Genomic DNA, 1,076 nt, shown 5'->3' with positions numbered 1-1,076 from the left:
ATTTCTTCACATAAAATAGATAATAAGCTGTTTTCTAATGAAGAAATCTCAGCTCTGCAAACGTTATTAGTTCGCATCCAGAGCACCATTGAAGCCGATAGAAAGGTACGCCAAAGCCGTGCGCTGGCTAACTCCATTGCACATGAAATGCGTAACCCTCTCGCTCAAGTACAATTACAATTTGAAGCTTTAAAACAGCATATAGAGTCAAACGCCTCACTGGATACGCTAAAAAGAGAAATTGATAAAGGTGAAGCCGCTATACAACGCGGTAGACAACTTATCGATATTATTTTACGAGAAGTTAGCGACAGTTCACCAGAGCATGAGCCTTTAGCTCTCACTTCCATACATAAAGCCATCGACCAAGCAGTAAGCCGTTATGGTTTTGAAAACGATCAAATAATAGAGAGAATTAACCTGCCACAGGCACACGATTTTGTCGCGAAGTTAAATGAGACCCTGTTTAACTTTGTCATTTTCAATTTGATTCGTAACGCTATCTACTATTTTGATTCTTATCCCGACAGTCAAATTGAGATTCGTACCCAGACGGGGGCTTACGAAAACATTCTGATCTTCCGAGATAGTGGGCCAGGTATAGATAGCAGTATCTTACACAAGATATTTGATGACTTTTTCTCGTATCAAAAAAGCGGAGGCAGTGGCTTAGGTTTGGGTTATTGCCAACGTGTTATGCGCTCCTTCGGAGGACGAATAGAGTGCCAGTCTGAATTGAACGAGTTCACAGAATTCTACTTGTATTTCCCAGTCGTACCAAACGCACCAAAACCAGAGACATTAAGAGCACCGGACTTTGATAGCTGGAAAGCAACTGCATCACATTCTGAAAATCATTCAGCTCAACACGTACAAGTATGTAAAGATGCACCAACAGTGCTCATTGTAGATGACAAAGAGGTGCAACGCACCTTGGTACAGATGTATTTAAAAAGATTGGGAGTCAACAGCTTACAAGCAAATAATGGAGCCTCTGCGGTAGAACTATTCCACTCTCACAAGATTGATCTCGTTCTTATGGATGTCCAAATGCCGGTAATGAATGGATTTGACGC

The 1,076-nt window shown here is 41.4% G+C and carries 1 protein-coding gene; it reads left to right on the top strand.

The features are described from left to right. The coding region (locus tag IQR33_RS02845) for a hybrid sensor histidine kinase/response regulator (RefSeq protein ID WP_193843502.1) at positions 1-1,076 on the top strand (1,076 nt) is incomplete at both ends.

This window comes from Vibrio sp. OPT46, from assembly GCF_015163535.1.
In the GTDB taxonomy this organism is placed as follows: Bacteria; Pseudomonadota; Gammaproteobacteria; order Enterobacterales; family Vibrionaceae; genus Vibrio; species Vibrio alginolyticus.
The sequence above is the reverse complement of the archived record's forward strand: the minus strand, read 5'-3'. Positions and strand labels throughout refer to the sequence as shown.